Here is a 16,211-nt window from a genome sequence, read left to right as displayed (position 1 = left end):
GTGGGCGACAGACGGCGATTTGTCCCCTATATGTTCCCTTGATGGCCACACCGCCCCCCTCTGCCGACCTGCCGCCCGCCCTGGTGGCGCGTCACGGCACCTGCTCGCTGCTGACGTCCGACGGCGAACTCCTGGCCGTGCCGGGCGAGGAAGCGGCACGGCTGCTGCGGGACATGCCGCCGCCCCTGGTCGTCCACGCGCCGCTGACCGCACGCCGGCTGGGCCTGCCCCCCCAGCCCCAGCCGACAGCGTGGCTGGACCTGCTGGACCTGTTCCTCTTCGCCATGCCCGGCCGCACGATCCCGCCGACCGCGCGGGGGCTGGCCATGGCCCTGGGCCTGGATGCGGCGCGGATCGGCAAGGCCGAAGCCGACCTGCTGCCCGACCTCGCGGATCTCCTGCTCGACCATATCGCTTCCCTGCGCCCCACCCCGGCGGGCGAGGAAATGGCGGCGCTGGCGGTCAGGATGGACCGCGCCGGCTGGGCCTGGGGTCCCAGCGTGCTGGCCACCCTGGGCGCCGCCCACCCCCTGCCGGCCGAATCCCTGCAACCGGGCGACGCCATCCGCGTCTGGCGCCGCCTGCCCAAATGGGAGGAAACGGCTCCCCGCCCGCCCCCGTCCAGCCAGCCGGTCCCGGTGGCGGACGCCCGCCGCCGGCTGGCCGAGATGCTGGGCGCGCAGGCCGAAAGCCGCGCCGGCCAGGCCGATTTCGCGGGCGCGGCCAGCGCCGCCTTCGCCCCGCGCCTGACGCGGGGCGACCCGCACATGGTCCTGGCCGAAGCGGGCACCGGCACCGGCAAGACGCTGGGCTACGTCGCGCCCGCCAGCCTGTGGGCCGAACGCAATGGCGGCTCCGTCTGGATCAGCACCTACACACGGCACCTGCAACGCCAGATCGAGGGCGAACTCACACGCCTCCACCCCGACCCGGCCATCCGGCGGCAACATGTCGTCCTGCGCAAAGGCCGGGAAAACTACCTGTGCCTGCTGAACATGGAAGAAGCCGTGAACGTCGCCGGCAACCGGGGCGGTCCCACTGGCAGCCCCACTGGCAGCCTCTCAGGCAGCATCATCGCGCTGTCGCTACTGGCCCGCTGGGCCGGCGTCACCGCCGATGGCGACCTGATGGGCGGCGACCTGCCCGGCTGGTTCGGCGACCTGTTCGGGCGCGGCACGCTGGCGGGCGTGGCGGACCGGCGGGGCGAATGTATCCACGGCGCCTGCCCGCATTATCAACGCTGCTTCGTCGAACATTCGATCCGGCGCGCCCGCCAGGCCGATCTGGTCATCGCCAACCACGCGCTGGTGATGACGCAGGCCGCATGGCACGCGATGGGCGACGAGACGGCCTCCGACGAAGACAATATCCCCACCCGCTACGTGTTCGACGAAGGCCATCATGTGATGGACGCCGCCGACAGCGCCTTCTCGGTCGAACTGTCGGGGCTGGAAGCGGCCGAACTCCGCCGCTGGCTGCTGGGCGCCGAAGGCGCGCGCTCCCGCGCCCGTGGCCTCAAGCGCCGGCTGGACGATCTGGTGGTGGGCGACGCCAGACTGGAATCTCCGCTGGATGCCGTGTTGCAGGCCGCCCACGCCCTGCCCGCGCCCGGCTGGTCCGGCCGCCTGGCCGGCATGCTGCGCGCCGCCATGCCCGCCCCGCCCGGCGAGGACCACACGGCCAGGGACACACCGCCCCCCGCGCGCGACACGCTGCCCAATCCCTGCGAACAGTTCCTGCACCTGCTGGCCTGCCAGGTCCTCGCCCGCAGCCGCGCCGGCGACCCGGCCCAGCCGCACACCATGCCGGGCGCCATCGAATGCGACCTGCATCCGCTGGCCGAGGACGTGTCGCCGGCCGCAAACACGCTGGCGCGGGCACTGGACCGTCTGTCGGTCGCCCTGCGCACTCTAGTCGACCGCCTGCTGGAACGTCTGGACGACGAATCGGGCGACCTCGACCCCGCGACCCGCGAGCGGATCGAGGCCGCGGTCCGCACGATGCGCCGCCGCGCCCTCAGCCGGGTGGACGGATGGAGCGCGATGCTGCGCGCAATCGGCGAGGTCCGCGACGGCACCAGCCTCGGCGCCCCGCAATATGTCGATTTCATCCGCATGGACCGCCGCGAGGGCCAGCGCCCCGGCGAGCAGGATGTCGGGCTGCACCGCCACTGGCTGGACCCGACCATCCCCTTCGCCACCGTGCTGGCGGCCCCGGCCCATGGCGTCCTGATCACCTCGGCCACCCTGCGCGACGAAAACGCCAAGGGCGACCCGGAGGAAGCCGAACGCGCGTGGGAGGCCGCCGAGGCCCGGACCGGCGCCAGCCACCTGCCCTCGCCGGCACTGCGCGCCGCGCTGGCCAGCCCGTTCGATTATCGCCACCAGAGCCGCGCCTTCGTCGTCACCGACGTGGCCCATGACGATATCGGCGCGCTGGCCGCCGCCTATCGCACGCTGTTCCTGGCCGCCGGCGGCGGCGGCCTGGGCCTGTTCACCGCGATTTCCCGCCTGCGCGCCGTGCATCGGCGGCTGTCGCAACCGCTGGAGGAAGCGGGCATCCCGCTTTACGCCCAGCATGTCGACGGCATGGATAATGCCACGCTGGTCGATATCTTCCGTTCGGAAGAAAATTCCTGCCTGCTGGGCACGGATGCGATGCGCGACGGGGTCGATGTCCCCGGCAACGCGCTGCGTCTGGTGGTGTTCGAGCGCGTGCCGTGGCCCCGTCCCGACATCCTGCATCGCGAACGCCGCACGCACCTGTCGCACGGGGCGCCGGGCGAGTATGACGACCGGATCGCGCGCCTGCGCCTGCGCCAGGCATTCGGCCGGCTGATCCGCAGCACGGGAGACCGGGGGGCGTTCGTACTGCTCGACCGCCGGGCACCCTCACGGCTGATGTCGGCCTTCCCCGATGGCGTTGCCGTCCACCGGGCCGGGCTGGCCGAAACCGCGCGGGACCTGCAAGCCTTCCTGCGCGCCTCGGCGGACGGGGAACATACGATGCCCCCCGCCCCGTAATCCTGCCTTCAGAGCGGCTTGAGGTTCGATGCCGCCGCCTTGCCGCGCTCGGTCACGACGTCATAGCTGACGCGCTGGTTCTCGTTCAGGCCCCGCAGACCCGCCGCCTGAACGGCCGTGATGTGCACGAACACATCCTTGCCCCCGTCCTCGGGCATGATGAAGCCAAAACCCTTGGTTGCGTTGAACCACTTCACGGTACCCGTCGCCATAGTCACTTCGTCCCTTGTTGCCGGCATGATGCCGCTCGACCGATGTCTGCCCGACACGCGATACCCGGCGGGCCACCGCCGACGACCAGCATCGATCCAGATGCGGTTATGGGCGCACGAACCCTGCCGGTTTGTCAAACCATCCGGGTGCCCGTTTTTTTAAAAATCATGACATCCTGGCCGCGCCGGGCCGCCTGCCGCGGCAGGACATCAGGCCAGATGCAGCATCCGGATCAGGCCCAGCCCAAGTCCCGTCAGGCCAAGGAGCGACAGCGCCACCGTCGCCATCACCCGTCCCCCCGCCCTGGCCACCATGCGCAGGTCGGCCCCCAGCCCCAGCGCCGCCATGGATATGACGGTCAGGAACGCCGCGCCATCGCCAAGCGGCGCGGCCACGCCAACGGGCACCAGCCCCAGCAGCCGGCAGGCCGCAAGCAGCAGGAAACCGACAAGAAACCACGGCACAAGGCGCGGCCGCCGCGCCCCCGTCACCGCCCCTGCCGCCCCCTCTCCGCCGGCCGAGGGAGTCACCAGCGACAGCACCAGACAGACCGGCCCCAGCATCAACACCCGCGCCAGTTTGACCAGCATGCCCATCTGCACCGCCACCGCCCCCAGCGGCGCGGCGGCGGCAATGACCTGCGGCACGGCATAGACGGTCAATCCCGCCAGGGCACCATAGGCCACGCCGCTCATGCCCAGAAGGATGCCAAGCAGCGGAAGACCCAGCACGACCGCCACACCGAACAGCGCGGTAAAGGCGATCGACGCCGCGATCTCGTCATCGTCGGCCGCGATCACCGGGGCGATCGCGGCGATGGCCGAATTGCCGCAGATCGCATTGCCGCAGGCAACCAGCAACGCCATGCGCGCCGGCACACCGCACAGCCGGCCGATCCCGAACCCCAGCACGATCGCCACAGCCACCACGCCGGCAATACCGGCCAGCAACGCCGGGTCGGCCGCGCGGATCACCGTATCGCTGACCGACGCGCCCAGCAGCACGATCGCGATTTCAAGCGGGTATTTCGCGCAGAAGGCAATGCCGGCCCGCCATTTCCGGGCGGGCACCCACCGGCTGCGCAGAGCCGTCCCGCACAGGATCGCCAGCACCAGCGCCTCCAGCCAAGCCCTGCCGGTCAACACGCGCTCCGCCTCCGCCAGCCCATAGGCCAGAACCGTAACCAGCAGACTGAGCAGAATGCCCGGCGCAAGCCGTTCCCGCGTGGCGCCGGCGGATATCACCATCGGGTGAAGGACTGGAATCGTCATGGCAGCTTCCTTTCGCCACCCGTGCTACTCCCGGACCAATCATTCTATCCAACGCATCGTTTCTGTGGTTCCAATCAGAAAAACCGATCAATCAGGACGCATCATCTCCATGACTCCGGCTCCATGACCCCCGCGCCATGACCCTGGAACAGCTTCGCCTCTTCATCGCCGTTGCCGAACGCGAGCACATGACGGCCGGCGCACGGGCGCTGAACGTCACCCAATCGGCCGCATCGGCGGCGATCGCGGCGCTGGAGGACCGCCACGAGGTCAGGCTGTTCCACCGGGTCGGCCGAGGCATCACCCTTACCGAGGCCGGCCGGCTGTTCCTCACCGAGGCCCGCGCCGTGCTGGCCCGCGCCACCGCCGCCGAACATGTGCTGGACGATCTGGGCGCGCTCCGGCGCGGCACGCTGCGCCTTGTCGCCAGCCAGACCATCGCCGCCTACTGGCTGCCCGCCCTGCTCGCGGCGTTCCGTCGCCAGTATCCGGCCCTGTCGGTCGACCTGGCAATCCGCAACACCGAACAGGCAGCGGCACAGGTCCATGACGGCGAAGCCGATATCGGGATCGTCGAAGGCGCAATCGACGACCCGGCCCTGGCACACTGGCCGATCGGCGAGGACAGGCTCTTGCTGGTGCGGGCCGAGCCCTTCCCGGATACCCCCCTCACCGCCGCATGGATGCAGCAGGCGCGCTGGATCATGCGTGAGGAAGGCTCGGGCACGCGCTCGACGCTCAACCAGCATCTGCGCCGGCTCGGCATCGACCCCGATACGCTGGATATCGCCCTGGTGCTGCCATCCAACGAAAGCGTGCGGACCGCCGTCGAGGCCGGCGCCGGCATTGCCGCCCTGTCCTCCCTGGTCGTCGCCCCCGGCATCCGCGCGGGGGTCCTGCATGCGGTGCCCGTCCCGTTCGGCCCAAGGCCCTTCTTCGGGCTCCGCCACAAGGAGCGCTATCGCAGCCGCGCGGCGGAAGCCCTGCTGGCCTTCATCACCGCCCACGCGGGCATCGCCCCCGGCCAATAGAACAAAAAAAAGCCGCCCGCGAACGGACGGCTCTTTTCCTGCCGGAAAAAGCGGCTTCCGGTCCGGGCACAAGGCCCGGACCGACAGGCTGATGGATCAGAAATCCATGTCGCCCATGCCACCCATGCCGCCACCGGGGGCCGGCGGGGCCTTCTTTTCCGGCTTCTCGGCCACCATCGCTTCGGTGGTGATCAGCAGGCCGGCAACCGACGCCGCATCCTGCAGCGCGGTACGGACAACCTTGGTCGGGTCGATGATACCGGCCGCGACCAGATCCTTGTAATCGCCGATCTGGGCGTCGAAGCCGAAATTGTAGTCGCTGACTTCCAGCACCTTGCCGGCGATCACCGCACCGTCTTCGCCCGCATTGTGGGCGATCTGGCGCAGCGGAGCCTGCAGGGCCTTGCGGATGATCTCCGCACCGACGCGCTGGTCCTCGTTGTGGAAGTGCAGATGGCTCAGCGCGGTCGACGCACGCGCCAGCGCGGTGCCACCACCCGGAACGATGCCTTCCTCGACGGCGGCGCGGGTCGCATGCAGCGCGTCGTCAACGCGGTCCTTGCGCTCCTTCACCTCGACCTCGGTCGAGCCGCCGACGCGGATGACGGCAACGCCACCAGCCAGCTTCGCCAGACGCTCCTGCAGCTTCTCGCGATCGTAGTCCGAGGAGGTCTCCTCGATCTGCGCGCGGATCTGGGCGCAACGACCCTTGATGTCGTCGGATGCGCCGGCACCCTCGACGATCGTGGTGTTTTCCTTCTCGATCCGGACCTTCTTCGCGCGGCCCAGCATCGCCAGGGTCACGGTTTCCAGCTTGATGCCCAGATCTTCGCTGATCACCTGGCCACCGGTCAGGATCGCGATGTCTTCCAGCATCGCCTTGCGACGATCGCCGAAGCCCGGAGCCTTGACGGCGGCGATCTTCAGGCCGCCACGCAGCTTGTTGACGACCAGGGTCGCCAGCGCCTCGCCATCGACGTCTTCCGCCAGGATCAGCAGCGGACGGCCGGACTGCACGACGCTCTCGAGCAGCGGCAGCATCGGCTGAAGCGACGAGAGCTTCTTCTCGTGGATCAGGATGTAGGGGTTATCCAGATCGGCGATCATCTTTTCCGCATTCGTGATGAAATACGGGGAGATGTAACCGCGATCGAACTGCATGCCCTCGACGACGTCCAGCTCGGTGTGCAGGCCCTTGGCCTCTTCCACCGTGATGACGCCCTCGCTGCCGACCTTCTGCATGGCCTGCGAGATCATCTCGCCGATCTCATGCTCGCCGTTGGCGGAGATCGTGCCGACCTGCGCCGTCTCGGCCGGGGTCGTGATCTTCTTGGTGTTCTTCTTCAGCTCTTCGACGACGGCCACGACGGCCTTGTCGATGCCGCGCTTCAGGTCCATCGGGTTCATGCCGGCGGCCACGGCCTTGGCACCCTCGCGGATGATGGCCTGCGCCAGCACGGTCGCCGTCGTCGTGCCGTCACCGGCCACGTCGTTGGTCTTCGAGGCCACTTCGCGCACCATCTGGGCGCCCATGTTCTCGAACTTGTCGGCCAGCTCGATTTCCTTGGCGACCGACACACCGTCCTTCGTGATGCGCGGCGCGCCGAAGCTCTTGTCGAGCACGACGTTCCGGCCCTTCGGACCCAGGGTCACCTTCACCGCGTCGGCCAGAATGTCCACGCCCCGCAGCATGCGCTGGCGTGCTTCACCGCCGAACTTTACGTCCTTGGCTGCCATTTCAGAATTCTCCTGTAGGAAACTCGTTCATCAGAAAGGAAAGTAGAAGGACCTCAGGCGATCACGCCCATGATGTCGCTTTCCTTCATGATCAGCAGCTCCTCGCCATTGATCTTGACCTCGGTGCCCGACCATTTGCCGAACAGCACCTTGTCGCCCGCCTTCACGTCGAGGGCGACGATCTGTCCCTGCTCGTTCCGCGCGCCGGGACCGACGGAGATGACTTCGCCTTCCATCGGCTTTTCCTTGGCGGTGTCGGGGATGATGATGCCGCCAGCCGTCTTCTCTTCGCCGGTCAGGCGACGGACGACCACACGGTCATGCAGGGGCCGAAAATTCGTCATTATGGATCGCTCCACGTCTAAAAAAGGTAACGCCCTTGAATAAGCAACGCCACCGGGTTGGCACGCGCGCCAGAGCCGCGTCGCTTTAGCACTCTCCTTGCGAGAGTGCCACGCAACAGGTAGGAGCCCACCCCCTCCCTGTCAACGCCTTGGCAGCACTTTCTTTCGACGACTGCCAAGTTTCTGGGAACAAAGAATTTTTCTTGAAATCCTCCTGCGGGCTCAAGCAGGCTGGCCTTGCACGCCCAACCGTCGATCCAGCGAGGTGTCCATGTCTCTGCGGCTCCAGCTCAACGACTACCGCCTGACGACCGCCGAAATCCTCTATCGCCTGCCCGATCACCCGACCCTGCTCCAGACCTATATCTGGCAGGAGCTCGACCTGGCGCCGTCCTATCCGCAACTCCGCCGGTTCCTCGATTTCTGGACCCGTTCGCTGGAAGGGCAACTGCACTCGGTCAGGGTCGCCCAGCAGGGGCCGATCTCCCCGCCGGCGCTGCGCCACGCCACGGCATGCCTCACGTTACATTGAACCGCACGACAGTGACCGCACGCCCCTGACGGCCCCCAGGCGTTCATCACCCCTGCCCATCTCCCTCGGGCTCGGCGGAAAGCTGCGCGCCGTCCAGCACCCGCCGGGCGCGCTCGGCCTCCTGCCGCTCGCGGTCGCGTTCGGCCGGCGTCCTGCCGTGCAGCGCGCGATTGCGCGCCGCAATGGCGGCCTGCTCCGCGCGGACCTTGCGCTTGCGCGCCTGTCGCAGGTTGACGATCTCGGTCATACCGTCACTCTACCGGCCCTGATCGGGACAGAAAAGGACCTGCCGCATGGGCCAGACCATCACCCTGACCGCCACCGACGGCCACACGCTCTCCGCTTACACGGCCGGCTCGGCCGATGCCGCCCGCGCGCTGGTCGTGGTGCAGGAGATTTTCGGCGTGAACCACCACATTCGCACCGTCGCCGACTCCTTCGCCGCCGAAGGCTACCGCGTCATCGCCCCCGCCCTGTTCGACCGCGCGGAGCGCGGCGTGGAACTGCCCTACGACCAGGACGGCGTGCGCAAGGGCCTGGACCTGCGCGCCGCGATCCCGCCCGAAGACACGCTGCGCGACATCGCCGCCGCCGCGCGCGCACTGGGCCTGCCACCGGCCCATACCGGCATCATCGGCTATTGCTGGGGCGGCACCATCGCCTGGCAGGCCGCCTGCCGCACCGACGCTTTCGGCGCGGCCGTCGGCTGGTATGGCGGCGGCATCGCCGCCGAGCGAACCCTTGCGCCTCATTGCCCGGTAGAACTGCATTTCGGCGAGACCGACGCCGCGATCCCGCTCTCCGACATCGCCGCCATCCGCGCCGCCCACCCCGACCTGCCGGTCTACACCTACCCGGATGCCGGGCACGGCTTCGGCTGCCCGGAACGCGCCAGCTTCAACGCCCCGGCGGCCCACCTCGCCCGCACCCGCAGCCTGGCCTTCTTCGATCGGACGCTTTAATGCACGAAAATCGCAGGATATCGTCCGTCATGTGACATTCGTTCGGATGCCGGCCGCTACCCGACACGCGTCCATCGACGGGTCGAAAGCGGCCGGAGCCAAAGTCCGCCCATCGGCTTTAAAGATCGTCCGCCATGTTTCGCACTCCAGGCGACGCAGGTTTTCGCACTCCACCACCGCCTGATCAGCGAGCGTCGCTGCCGTAGGCACCAACGCATCAGGCCGGCAACCATGGTCTCGCTGCGTCTCAAGGAGCATTCCAGGCGAAACCGCTCGTCGCCGATGGTCGAGGAACTGGCATCGTCACGCAATTCGACCGGCCATGGCTGGACGGCATACATGATGCCGCGCGAATTCCAGTAATGATCCAGAAAAACGTCCACCGCCTCTACAAACCTGCCGGATGCCGCCAGCAGGGCGCGCGCGCCGGCAGGGGTGAGCCAATAGGCATGGCTACCGCTGCATCCGCTGAGAAGAAGGCGGATTTCGTAACGTTCCGACAGCTCTCCAGCGAACAGCGACCGCCGTCGTCGATTTCCGCCCATGCGGATGAAATGCGGCGCAGGCGGATCGGCCGACAGGCGCCGCAACAGATCGGGCAGATCGTCCGACAAGGCAACGTCGTCTTCCAGAACGAGAGTGGATTTCCCGGAGCGCGCAATCGTTTCCCAGGCGCGCCGATGGCTCAGGAAACAGCCGATTTCGTTGGATGTCAGGGCGGTATCGCGTCGCCGCCGCCTCGCGTCCTGATCGCAACGCGCCACCTGGTCGGGGGAAAGTTCACGTCCGTCGATCGCTTCGATGCGCGCCGCCGACAGGCTCAATGCTCTGAACTGGTCGTTCATGGCCATCCGACGGTCAGAACTGCGCTCAAGATTGATGTAGAGGATCGAGACCCGACCCTCCCGCGCCGTTGCCCCGGATGATGGTAATGGACGCACGGACTGATCTTCCCCTTCTGGCGCCAGGTACCCCGCATCGTCAGCAGCGACGATTTGCATCCCAACCCGAATGACGCGTTTTACATATTATAGTTGATAACGCGGAAACGGGTAAAGCTGGATTGTGGGCGTATGGATATGCGCCAGCTTGTCGGCAGAAATTTTGCCCGGCTCCGGCGAGAACGCGGATTGACCCAGCAGCAGGTCGAGGAACGCTCCGGGTTCAGCCAGCAATATCTGAGCGATCTTGAGCGTGGGATGCGCAATCCCAGCATCATCAGCCTGTACGAGATCGCCAAGGCCCTGGATGCGAGCCCTCTGGACCTGCTTCAGGGCGCGCCGGCACCGCGATCACGCAGGGTTCCCGCCGCGCCAGGGACGCCCGAACCTCAACAACCTCAACGGCCCGTTGAGGTCGAAACCCCGATCAACCGGGGATCGATCGGAATCGACGATCCGGCGGACACCTCCCCCGATCGCCTGTTCGTTCTTGGCGATGCGCAATGGGAGCGGATGCGGTCACGGCTGGAGCGCTGGAAGCCATCCGCCACCACAGGCAGGAAAGGCGAAAACTGCCGTCTTTTCGTGGAAGCGGTCTTATGGATCGTCAGGACCGGCCGGCCCTGGCGCGCGTTACCAGCCACCTTCGGCAACTGGAACTCGATTTACAGACGCTATCAGGACTGGGCGAAAACCGGCACCTTCGCCGTCATGCTCGACGATATATCCGGCGATGATGATGCCCCCGTGGAAATGCGGGACGACATGATCGTCTGGAAAAAAACGACGCCCGCCGCGCCGACCGCCCGGCCGATACCGGGCCGCCTCCGCGCGTAGAACGCGCCGCCTGGCGCGCATGATCCATCCATGCCTGCCACGCAAAGTCCGCCGAACGCGCGGCGCCGGCAAGGCCGACGCCGCCTGCTCCCGCGTCAGCCGCGCGAGAGCACGCGCCCGGCGATGGTCTCCAGCCTGGCCAGCAGGGCCGGGTCGCGCTTCTCCGGCGCGGTGATCAGCGCATGTTCCAGCGCCCGGTCACACCCGGCCGGGCACAGCCCGCGCGGACGGCCCAGGGTCGGGATCACCGACTTCACCAGCGCCCTGGCCCGGTCGGCGTTCGATAGCATGACCTTCACGACGGCATCGACCGTCACGCTGTCATGGTCGGGGTGCCAGCAATCGTAATCCGTCACCATGGCCACGGTCGCGTAACAAATCTCCGCCTCACGGGCCAGCTTGGCCTCCGGCATGTTGGTCATGCCGACCACCGAGCAGCCCCAGGACCGGTAAAGATTGCTCTCCGCCTTGGTCGAGAATTGCGGCCCTTCCATCACCAGATAGGTGCCGCCGCGCGTCACATCCAGCTTCAGTTCCCGCGCCGCCTCTTCCAGCACGTCGCCGATGCGCGGGCACAGCGGGTCGGCCACCGACACATGGGCCACGCAGCCGGTATCGAAGAAGCTCTTCTCCCGCGCGAAGGACCGGTCGATGAATTGGTCGATGATGACGAAATGCCCCGGCGGCAGCTCCTCCTTCAGCGACCCCACGGCCGAAAGCGACACGATGTCGGTCACGCCCGACATCTTCAGCGCCGCGATGTTGGCCCGATAGTTCAGGCGCGACGGCGGGATCGGATGCCCCCGCCCGTGGCGCGGCAGGAACACGCAGCGCACGCCGTCCAGCCGGCCGAACAGCAACTGGTCGGAGGGCTGGCCCCACGGGGTTTCGACCGTGCGCCACGCCTTGTCTTCCAGCCCGTCGATATCATACAGGCCCGATCCGCCGATCAGGCCGATCACGGGTTCGACGGCGTCCTGAGCAGACGCAAGGGGGGCGGTTTCAGTGGACATCGGACCAGACTCTCCGTTTCAGAAGGAACGCCAGAACGGCAAGGAAAAGCAGATACAGCACCACCTGCGCGCCCAGCCGGTGGCGCGCCTCCAGATGAGGCTGCGCCACCCACGCCAGAAAGGTGGTGACATCCCGCGCCTCCTGCGCCGTGGTGGCGGGCGTGCCGTCGGTATAGACAACCTGCCCGTCGCGCAACGGCGGCGGCATCGCGATTTCGCGGTCGCTGGCATAGGGGTTGTAGACGGCGCCGGCATGGCTGGGCCGGTACCCCGGTGGCGGCGGCCGATATCCGGTCAGCAACGCATAGATCCGGTCCGGCCCGCCGGGATAGACCAGCGCCAGCCGCGACTGGTCGGGGGGCGCCACACCGTGATTGGCCGCCGCGGCGGCCTCGGGATTGACGAACGGGTCACGGAAATGATCGGCCGGCGTGGCCGCGCGCGTCACCGGGTCGCCCTGCGCGTCCACCCCGCCCGGCACCTGCTGCGTGGCCGCGATCCGGCCGACCTGCTCCATGGTCAGCCCCATGCGCGTCAGGTCGCCATAGGTCATGGCCTTCATGCCATGACAGGCCGAACAGACCTGGGCATAGACGGCATACCCGCGCTGGACGGCGGAAAGATCGAATCGCCCCAGCGGCCCCTCGAAGCTCCAGGCCCGATGCGGCGCCCGGTCATGCGGCCCAGCCTGCGCAAGCGCCGGCGACAGATCGGCCAGCGGCGCGGCAAAAGCCAGCACCGACACCCACCGCAGGATCACCCCGCCCCTCATGCCCCGCGCCCCCCGGCAATGCTCTCCGGCAGCACGACCCCCCGCTCCCATCGCGCCGAGAGTGGCAGCAGAACCAGAAAATGCGCGAAATAATAAACCACCGCGATCCGCCCCGCGATCATCCACCCCCCCTGCGCATGATGCCGACCGACGAAGCCCAGCAGGATGAAGCAGACGACCAGCACCCCCATGCCGACCCGATAAAGCGGCCGAAACCGCGCCGAACGGATCGGCGAGCGGTCGAGCCACGGCACCAGGAACAACACCAGGATCGCCCCCACCGAGGCCAGCAACCCGCCGAATTTCGACGGCACCGACTGAAGAATCCCGTAGAACGGCAGGAAATACCATTCGGGCTCGATATCGGCCGGCGTATGCAGCGGGTTGGCCGGGCGGAAATTCTCGGCCTCGAACACCACGTTGGGCAGAAAAAACACCACCACCGCGAACAGCAGCGCGAACAGGATCAGCCCCAGCGCGTCCTTGCTGGTATAATAAGGGTGAAACGGCACCGTATCGCGCGGCCCTGTGGGCTCGATCCCCAGCGGGTTGTTCGAGCCCGTCACATGCAGCGCCGCGACATGCACCCCCACCACGCCCAGCACCGCGAAGGCCAGCACCATGTGCAGGATGAAGAAGCGATGCAGCGACACATCCCCCGGCGCATCGCCCCCCTGGAGAAAATGCTCCAGCCACGGCCCCACGACCGGCACCGCATCGACCGCCTTGCCCGCGACATCCGCGCCCCAGTACGACATCTGCCCCCAGGGCAGGACGTATCCGGCAAAGGCGGTGAACATCACCATCGCCAGCAGCACCAGTCCGGTCAGCCACAGCATTTCGCGCGGCGCCTTGTAAGACCCGTAATACAGGCCGCGAAACAGATGGATATACAGCGCGGCCAGAAACATGCTGGCGCCGGTCACATGGATCGACCGCAGCAGCCACCCGCTCGGCACCTGGCGCTCGATCGCCTCGATCGACGCAAACGCCCCGGCGGCGGTGGGCGTGTAATTGATCGCGAGGAAAATGCCCGTCGCCAGCATCACCAGCAGCACGACCGTCAGGATCGCACCGAAATTCCACAACCCGTTCAGGTTGCGGGGCGTCCGATAATCGACATATTCCCGGCGAAAGGCCGAGACGACCGGCAGTCGCGCGTCCAGCCAGGGCAGAATGCCCGTCTTCTCCTGTCGATCCTGCGTATCGCGGGAACCTGCGTCCGTCATTCGGTCCTCAATCCTCCGCCCCAACGGCGCCCGCCTTCCATAACGGCCCCCCGCCCCTTCTTGCAATTGCCCCCATGATCGGACTCTATGGGCAGCGTTTCAAACCCCCCGCTCCGCCGACCCGTCCGACGCAGAAGATGACCCGACCATGACAGAAACCCGCGCGCCCATCCCCCATGACCATCTGAGGCCGGAGGCCCGCGCCTGGTTCGAAACCCTGCGCGACCGCATCTGCGCCGCCTTCGAGCAGATCGAGCAGGACGCCGCCGACGTGCAGACCCTGCCCGGCCGCGACACCGCCGGCACATTCGTCCGCACCCCGTGGGACCGCGTGAACGAAGACGGCACGCCGGGCGGCGGCGGGGTCATCAGCCTGATGCGCGGCCGGGTGTTCGAGAAGGTCGGCGTCAACGTCTCGACGGTCGAAGGCACGTTCAGCCCCGAATTCCGCGCCACCATCCCCGGCGCGGAGGAAGACCCGCGCTTCTTCGCCACCGGCATCAGCCTGGTGGCGCATATGTGCAATCCCCGCGTCCCCGCCGCCCATTTCAACACGCGGATGATCATCACCACCCAGGGCTGGTTCGGCGGCGGCGGCGACCTGACGCCGATGTTCCCCGACAGCCCCGAGGCGCAGGAAGACGCCGTGCGCTTCCACGCCGGCTTCCGCGCGGCCTGCGACGCGCACGACCCGGCCTACTACCCGCGCTTCAAGGAATGGTGCGACCGCTATTTCTTCCTGCCCCACCGCAACGAGCCGCGCGGCCTGGGCGGCATCTTCTACGACCGGCTGAATACCGGCGACCTGGCGGCCGATTTCGCCTTCACCCGCGATGTCGGCCTGGCCTTCCTCGAAACCTACCCCGCCATCGTCCGCCACCGCATGACCGAACGCTGGACCGAGGACGAACGCCGCGCGCAACTGGTCCGGCGTGGCCGCTATGTGGAATTCAACCTGATCCACGATCGCGGCACCCTGTTCGGCCTCAAGACCGGCGGCAATACCGAGGCGATCCTGATGAGTCTTCCCCCCGAGGTCCACTGGCCGTAAACTCCCGCCTTCGCCGCCGAGGGCCGCCCCGGCACCTGCCATAGACTCGCCGCATTCCAGCGCGAAACAGGCGCTGGAATGTCCCCTGCCGTGGAGATGCCGCCTTTGCCCGCGACCCGACCTGTTCCCTCTTCTGACCAACGGCCCGGTCGGGCCTAGATGCGCATGCACCGCCGCCAGTTTCTTGCCATGGCGGGTTTCGCCGCACTCGCCGGTATTCCCGCCGCCGCCCGCGCGGGTGGCCTGACGCACATCGCCGCCATCGCCCCTGCCGGCGGCACCGTCATCGACCCCACCCTGCTGGTCGCCGGCAGCGCCGAGAGCGCCGCGGGCCGCTGGAGCACCGTGCTGGCCCCGGCCCTGGCACAGGGGCTGGGCTCGCCCGCTCCGCTGGCCACGCACCTCACCAGCGGGCTGGACGGCGTGACCGGCGCCAACCAGTTCGATACCCAGACGGTGCCGGACGGCGCCACCGCCCTGCTGGTCCCCGGCGCGGCGCTGGTGGCCTCGCTGGCCGGCGATCCTCGCGCCCATTACGATTTCGGCCGCTGGGTCCCGCTGCTGTTCAGCCTGGTCTCGCCCATCGTGGTCGGCCGGGCGGACCTGCACCGCACCCTGCGCGACCTGGTGCGCGACCGCCCGATCCGGGTCGCGGTGTCCAGCGATCACAGCATCGAACTGGCCACCGTCATGGCCATGGCCATCTTCGGCTTCCGCCCAATCCCGGTCACAGGCTTCGCCACGCCGCAGGAAGCCCTGACCGCATTGCGTGACGGCAAGGTGGACGTGGTGCAGATCTCCGACCCCATGCCCCCCCAGACGCTGGACGCCCTGCTGGCCCCGCTGGAACAGACCGGCGCCACGCCACTCTTCACGCTGACCGACAATGTCCGCGTGACCGTCCATGGCACGCCGGTGCCCAGCTTCGCCGAGCGTTTCAATCAGGAACGCGGCCGCCCCCCCGCCGGCCTCCTCTACGACGCCTGGAAGATCGTCGCCGCCGCCGCATCGCTCGATATCGGGCTGATGCTGCCGATGCTCACCCCGCCGGAACAGGTCGCCGGCTGGCGCCACGCGGTCGGCCTCGCCAGCAGCCAGGGCGCGCTCGACACGCTCAGGAACGATGCCGGCCGCACCCTGGTCAGCGGCCCCGATTGCGGCCGCTACCTGCACGACATGACGGGCGAAATCACCGCCGTGCTGATGCTCCGCCGCTGGCTGGCCGTCCACACGGCGGAATGGCGCCTGGGATAAG

The 16,211-nt window shown here is 67.9% G+C and carries 16 protein-coding genes; 7 read left to right on the top strand and 9 right to left on the bottom strand.

Features of this window, described 5'->3' with window-relative positions; all coding sequences use genetic code 11:
• Positions 1–41: 41 nt before the first annotated feature.
• Positions 42–3,023, top strand: a complete 2,982-nt coding sequence (locus HLH25_RS14600; RefSeq protein WP_182974763.1) for an ATP-dependent DNA helicase — start codon at positions 42–44, stop codon at positions 3,021–3,023.
• 8 nt (positions 3,024–3,031) lie between these two features.
• Here HLH25_RS14600 and HLH25_RS14595 read toward each other — a convergent pair whose 3' ends face one another.
• Positions 3,032–3,235: a cold-shock protein gene (locus HLH25_RS14595; RefSeq protein WP_012225746.1), complete on the bottom strand. Its 204-nt coding sequence runs from the start codon at positions 3,233–3,235 to the stop codon at positions 3,032–3,034.
• Positions 3,236–3,445: 210 nt separating this feature from the next.
• The gene (locus HLH25_RS14590) at positions 3,446–4,507 is read right to left on the bottom strand and encodes a YeiH family protein (RefSeq protein ID WP_246402488.1); all 1,062 of its coding nucleotides are present in this window, start codon (positions 4,505–4,507) and stop codon (positions 3,446–3,448) included.
• A gap of 137 nt (positions 4,508–4,644) precedes the next feature.
• Between HLH25_RS14590 and HLH25_RS14585 the strand changes: the two genes are divergently transcribed.
• Positions 4,645–5,538, top strand: coding sequence for a LysR substrate-binding domain-containing protein (locus HLH25_RS14585; protein ID WP_182974762.1), 894 nt, complete (start codon positions 4,645–4,647; stop codon positions 5,536–5,538).
• Between the two features lie 96 nt (positions 5,539–5,634).
• Here HLH25_RS14585 and groL read toward each other — a convergent pair whose 3' ends face one another.
• Both groL and HLH25_RS14575 read right to left on the bottom strand, forming a co-directional pair.
• Positions 5,635–7,275, bottom strand: coding sequence for a chaperonin GroEL (gene groL / locus HLH25_RS14580; protein WP_182974761.1), 1,641 nt, complete (start codon positions 7,273–7,275; stop codon positions 5,635–5,637).
• A 53-nt stretch (positions 7,276–7,328) separates the two neighbouring features.
• Positions 7,329–7,619, bottom strand: coding sequence for a co-chaperone GroES (locus HLH25_RS14575; protein ID WP_114726807.1), 291 nt, complete (start codon positions 7,617–7,619; stop codon positions 7,329–7,331).
• Positions 7,620–7,890: 271 nt separating this feature from the next.
• Between HLH25_RS14575 and HLH25_RS14570 the strand changes: the two genes are divergently transcribed.
• Complete coding sequence (locus tag HLH25_RS14570; RefSeq protein WP_182974760.1) at positions 7,891–8,151, top strand: usg protein; 261 nt, start codon at positions 7,891–7,893, stop codon at positions 8,149–8,151.
• 46 nt (positions 8,152–8,197) lie between these two features.
• On the opposite strand, the gene HLH25_RS14565 is transcribed toward HLH25_RS14570, so the two are convergent.
• Positions 8,198–8,398 carry a DUF4169 family protein gene (locus HLH25_RS14565; RefSeq protein WP_182974759.1) on the bottom strand — a complete coding sequence of 67 codons (201 nt, stop codon included), beginning with the start codon at positions 8,396–8,398 and terminating at the stop codon, positions 8,198–8,200.
• 46 nt (positions 8,399–8,444) lie between these two features.
• Between HLH25_RS14565 and HLH25_RS14560 the strand changes: the two genes are divergently transcribed.
• On the top strand, positions 8,445–9,113 hold the full coding sequence (locus HLH25_RS14560) for a dienelactone hydrolase family protein (RefSeq protein ID WP_182974758.1): 669 nt from the start codon (positions 8,445–8,447) through the stop codon (positions 9,111–9,113).
• A gap of 56 nt (positions 9,114–9,169) precedes the next feature.
• Here HLH25_RS14560 and HLH25_RS14555 read toward each other — a convergent pair whose 3' ends face one another.
• Positions 9,170–10,054 (bottom strand): glycosyltransferase family 25 protein, encoded by an 885-nt coding sequence (locus HLH25_RS14555; RefSeq protein ID WP_182974757.1) that lies wholly within the window; start codon positions 10,052–10,054, stop codon positions 9,170–9,172.
• 132 nt (positions 10,055–10,186) lie between these two features.
• On the opposite strand from HLH25_RS14555, the gene HLH25_RS14550 reads away from it, so the two are divergent.
• Positions 10,187–10,891, top strand: coding sequence for a transposase (locus tag HLH25_RS14550; RefSeq protein ID WP_182974756.1), 705 nt, complete (start codon positions 10,187–10,189; stop codon positions 10,889–10,891).
• 95 nt (positions 10,892–10,986) lie between these two features.
• On the opposite strand, the gene HLH25_RS14545 is transcribed toward HLH25_RS14550, so the two are convergent.
• From HLH25_RS14545 to HLH25_RS14535, 3 genes are read right to left on the bottom strand one after another with little or no spacing between them, the layout of a single operon-like run.
• The gene (locus HLH25_RS14545; protein ID WP_182974755.1) at positions 10,987–11,904 is read right to left on the bottom strand and encodes an S-methyl-5'-thioadenosine phosphorylase; all 918 of its coding nucleotides are present in this window, start codon (positions 11,902–11,904) and stop codon (positions 10,987–10,989) included.
• Positions 11,894–12,676 carry a cytochrome c1 gene (locus HLH25_RS14540; protein WP_182974754.1) on the bottom strand — a complete coding sequence of 261 codons (783 nt, stop codon included), beginning with the start codon at positions 12,674–12,676 and terminating at the stop codon, positions 11,894–11,896. Before HLH25_RS14540 ends, HLH25_RS14545 begins: the two co-directional genes overlap by 11 nt.
• Positions 12,673–13,905, bottom strand: coding sequence for a cytochrome b (locus HLH25_RS14535; protein ID WP_182974753.1), 1,233 nt, complete (start codon positions 13,903–13,905; stop codon positions 12,673–12,675). The genes HLH25_RS14540 and HLH25_RS14535 overlap by 4 nt, the downstream gene beginning before the upstream one ends.
• A 148-nt stretch (positions 13,906–14,053) precedes the next feature.
• Between HLH25_RS14535 and hemF the strand changes: the two genes are divergently transcribed.
• The gene (hemF, locus tag HLH25_RS14530) at positions 14,054–14,956 is read left to right on the top strand and encodes an oxygen-dependent coproporphyrinogen oxidase (RefSeq protein ID WP_182974752.1); all 903 of its coding nucleotides are present in this window, start codon (positions 14,054–14,056) and stop codon (positions 14,954–14,956) included.
• 159 nt (positions 14,957–15,115) lie between these two features.
• A complete protein-coding gene (locus tag HLH25_RS14525; protein WP_182974751.1) occupies positions 15,116–16,210 on the top strand; it encodes a type 2 periplasmic-binding domain-containing protein in 1,095 nt (364 codons plus the stop codon).
• The last annotated feature ends 1 nt before the right edge of the window (position 16,211 follow it).

It is taken from the genome of Gluconacetobacter dulcium, assembly GCF_014174165.1.
Taxonomy (GTDB): Bacteria; Pseudomonadota; Alphaproteobacteria; order Acetobacterales; family Acetobacteraceae; genus Gluconacetobacter; species Gluconacetobacter dulcium.
Note: the sequence above shows the minus strand (reverse complement) of the source record. Positions and strands in the feature narration are given on the sequence as shown.

Bases quoted from the DNA above. Each gene is read 5' to 3' on its own strand.
- HLH25_RS14595 (WP_012225746.1), bottom strand. From the start codon at position 3,235: ATGGCGACGGGTACCGTGAAGTGGTTCAACGCAACCAAGGGTTTTGGC.
- HLH25_RS14565 (WP_182974759.1), bottom strand. From the start codon at position 8,398: ATGACCGAGATCGTCAACCTGCGACAGGCGCGCAAGCGCAAGGTCCGC.
- HLH25_RS14585 (WP_182974762.1), top strand. From the start codon at position 4,645: ATGACCCTGGAACAGCTTCGCCTCTTCATCGCCGTTGCCGAACGCGAG.
- HLH25_RS14560 (WP_182974758.1), top strand. From the start codon at position 8,445: ATGGGCCAGACCATCACCCTGACCGCCACCGACGGCCACACGCTCTCC.
- HLH25_RS14600 (WP_182974763.1), top strand. From the start codon at position 42: ATGGCCACACCGCCCCCCTCTGCCGACCTGCCGCCCGCCCTGGTGGCG.
- HLH25_RS14535 (WP_182974753.1), bottom strand. From the start codon at position 13,905: ATGACGGACGCAGGTTCCCGCGATACGCAGGATCGACAGGAGAAGACG.
- groL (WP_182974761.1), bottom strand. From the start codon at position 7,275: ATGGCAGCCAAGGACGTAAAGTTCGGCGGTGAAGCACGCCAGCGCATG.
- HLH25_RS14590 (WP_246402488.1), bottom strand. From the start codon at position 4,507: ATGACGATTCCAGTCCTTCACCCGATGGTGATATCCGCCGGCGCCACG.
- HLH25_RS14550 (WP_182974756.1), top strand. From the start codon at position 10,187: ATGGATATGCGCCAGCTTGTCGGCAGAAATTTTGCCCGGCTCCGGCGA.
- HLH25_RS14540 (WP_182974754.1), bottom strand. From the start codon at position 12,676: ATGAGGGGCGGGGTGATCCTGCGGTGGGTGTCGGTGCTGGCTTTTGCC.
- HLH25_RS14545 (WP_182974755.1), bottom strand. From the start codon at position 11,904: ATGTCCACTGAAACCGCCCCCCTTGCGTCTGCTCAGGACGCCGTCGAA.
- hemF (WP_182974752.1), top strand. From the start codon at position 14,054: ATGACAGAAACCCGCGCGCCCATCCCCCATGACCATCTGAGGCCGGAG.
- HLH25_RS14525 (WP_182974751.1), top strand. From the start codon at position 15,116: ATGCGCATGCACCGCCGCCAGTTTCTTGCCATGGCGGGTTTCGCCGCA.
- HLH25_RS14575 (WP_114726807.1), bottom strand. From the start codon at position 7,619: ATGACGAATTTTCGGCCCCTGCATGACCGTGTGGTCGTCCGTCGCCTG.
- HLH25_RS14570 (WP_182974760.1), top strand. From the start codon at position 7,891: ATGTCTCTGCGGCTCCAGCTCAACGACTACCGCCTGACGACCGCCGAA.